Origin of the sequence: Burkholderia sp. E168m23 (genome assembly GCF_016586125.1) — a bacterium.
GTDB lineage: Bacteria > Pseudomonadota > Gammaproteobacteria > Burkholderiales > Burkholderiaceae > Burkholderia > Burkholderia orbicola.
Window position 1 is genome coordinate 1 of the sequence record NZ_BCPP01001010.1, and the last position, 2488, is coordinate 2488.

Genomic DNA, 2488 nt, shown 5'->3' on the forward strand with positions numbered 1-2488 from the left:
CGCGTTGCGCGTCGCTGCCCTTCATCATCGACAACAGCGCGTCGAAACCCTGGCGCTGGTGGAACGACTCTTCCTTGCACACGCGGATCATCGCGCGCGCATACGGGCCGTACGTGCAGCGGCACAGCGGGATCTGGTTCATGATCGCGGCGCCGTCGACCAGCCAGCCGATCACGCCGACGTCGGCCCAGGTCGGCGTCGGGTAGTTGAAGATGCTCGAGTATTTCGCCTTGCCGGCGTGCAGCGCGTCGATCAGCGAGTCGCGCGATACGCCGAGCGTTTCGGCCGCGCTATACAGATAGAGGCCGTGACCGGCTTCGTCCTGCACCTTCGCGAGCAGGATCGCCTTGCGTTTCAGGCTCGGCGCGCGCGAGATCCAGTTGCCTTCCGGCAGCATGCCGACGACTTCGGAATGCGCGTGCTGCGAGATCTGGCGTACCAGCGTCTTGCGATACGCGTCGGGCATCCAGTCCTGCGGTTCGATCTTGCCGTCCGCGGCCATCACCGCATCGAACCGCGCCTGCTCGGGCGACTCGGCTGCGGCGTCGAGCGGCGCGACGTTGCCGGGGATGTCGAGGGATTGCGTGTACATGGCGAAAGCTCTCGTCCGGTTGAATGTGTGCGAAGTATAAACCAACCGACCGGTCGGTTAATAAATTTCTTGCGGATTTGCAGTGGGATTCGGGTAAACGAGGGAAGTCAGGGTGCGGTCAGGTGGGCGCAGCTACGGCTCCGCACGTGGTCTCGCGTCTTCGGCTTCTGCGGCACAATGCCCGCTTTCCGATGAGGATTTTGCCGATGTCATTTCGAAGCAGTTTCGCCGCGGCCGTGCTGGGTGCGGCCGTTCTCGTGGCGCCGCTTGCGGCGTCGGCCGCACCGGCCGGGTGGGTCGCCGCATGGGCGACCGCGCTGCAGCCGATTCCCGATCTCGCCGCGCCGCCGCCGCTTTATCGCGCCCCCGACGTGGCCGGGCGGACCGTGCGCCAGATCGTCTACCCGACCGTGTCGGGGCGCGCCGCGCGGATTCGCGTGAGCAATGCATACGGTCGCGCGCCGCTGGTCGTCGAGGCCGCGAGCCTGGCGCGCGCCGGCGACGGGGCTGCGCTCGCCGGCGGTGCGGCGGTGCCGGTTCGGTTCGGCGGCAAGGCGTCGGTGACGCTCGCACCGGGCGCGGAGCTCGAAAGCGACCCGGTGACGATCGGCGTGACGGCCGCGCAGCCGTATGCGATCAGTCTCCAGATGGGGCCGGACCAGCGGATGACGGTCTGGCATCGCGTATCGAACCAGTTCAATTACGTGTCCGCGCAGGGTGATCACGTAAGCGATCCGGGTGCCGCCGACTTCCGGACCCGTTTTACCCAATATGCGTGGGTGACCGAGCTCGCCGTCGAAGCCGGCTCCGCGCACGCCAGCGTAGCGGCGATCGGCGATTCGATCACCGACGGGCTGCGCTCCAGCGTGAACCGGAACCGCCGCTGGCCGGACGCGCTCGCGCGCCGGCTGACGGCGTCGGGCGTCGATTCGATCGGTGTCGTGAATCTTGGCATCAGCGGGAACCGGCTGCTCAGCGATTCCGCTTGCTACGGCACGTCGCTGGCGTCGCGATTCGAGCGCGATGCGCTGTCGCGCTCGGGCGTGAAGGCGGCGATCGTGCTGATCGGGATCAACGACATCAACTTCGCGGAGATGCCGCCGCGCGCGGGGCTCGATTGCGATCACCCGCATACGCAGGTGACGGCCGCGTCGCTGATCGACGGCTATCGCCGCCTGATCGAGGCGGCGCACCGGCAGGGCGTGAAGGTGTTCGGCGCGACGCTCACGCCAGCGGCGTTGCCGGCCGGACGTGAGGCGATCCGGCTCGAGGTGAACCGGTGGATTCGCAGCGGCGGCGGGTTCGACGGCGTGGTGGACTTCGACGCGGTGCTGCGCGACCCGGCGCGCCCGAGCGTACTGCAGCGCCGATACGATAGCGGCGACGGTATCCATCCGAGCGATGCGGGCTACACGGCGATGGCCGACGCGGTGCCGGTCGAGCGACTGCAGGCCGCGGTGGGCGGCAAGTGACGCGCTTCTATATATAGAGGGAAAGGTTGCCGACGGCCTGCGGGCCGACACCGCGACATCGTTCGTCGAGCCCAAGGCCTCCGTGCGCGGCAGCGCACGGAGGCTTTTTCAAACTTTCTTCACAAAGGGCTTGCGTGGACGGGGGCGGATGCTTAGAATCACGCCTCTTTCGCGCTAACGGAAACGCGGCGCGGAAGGAAGGGAAGCAGTGCTGTTGAGGTTCGGCGGTAGCGAGCCTCGGCGGTACGGAAGTTGAGCCCCGCAGTCGCAACGAAGTCGTTCAGAAAGTTGTTGACGAGCTGCGAAACACGGTTCATAATCTCGCTTCTCTGCTGCTGAAAACGCAGCGCTGCTGAGGGGTTCAAGATTCCTCGCAGAAACGCTCTTTAAAAATTAACAGCCGATAAGTGTGGGCGCTTGATGG

The 2488-nt window shown here is 66.4% G+C and carries 3 protein-coding genes; 1 reads left to right on the plus strand and 2 read right to left on the minus strand.

The window, feature by feature from the left end:
• A partial coding sequence (gene paaA, locus JMF90_RS33275) for a 1,2-phenylacetyl-CoA epoxidase subunit PaaA (protein ID WP_201326015.1) occupies positions 1–592 on the minus strand: 592 nt, incomplete at its 3' end.
• Positions 593–798: 206 nt separating this feature from the next.
• On the opposite strand from paaA, the gene JMF90_RS33280 reads away from it, so the two are divergent.
• The gene (locus tag JMF90_RS33280; protein ID WP_201316685.1) at positions 799–2064 is read left to right on the plus strand and encodes an SGNH/GDSL hydrolase family protein; all 1266 of its coding nucleotides are present in this window, start codon (positions 799–801) and stop codon (positions 2062–2064) included.
• 158 nt (positions 2065–2222) lie between these two features.
• On the opposite strand, the gene JMF90_RS33285 is transcribed toward JMF90_RS33280, so the two are convergent.
• Positions 2223–2429 carry a hypothetical protein gene (locus JMF90_RS33285; RefSeq protein WP_166488140.1) on the minus strand — a complete coding sequence of 69 codons (207 nt, stop codon included), beginning with the start codon at positions 2427–2429 and terminating at the stop codon, positions 2223–2225.
• Between the last annotated feature and the right edge of the window lie 59 nt (positions 2430–2488).

Excerpts from the sequence above, each read along its gene's own strand:
- JMF90_RS33280 (WP_201316685.1), top strand. The coding sequence starts at position 799 with ATGTCATTTCGAAGCAGTTTCGCCGCGGCCGTGCTGGGTGCGGCCGTT.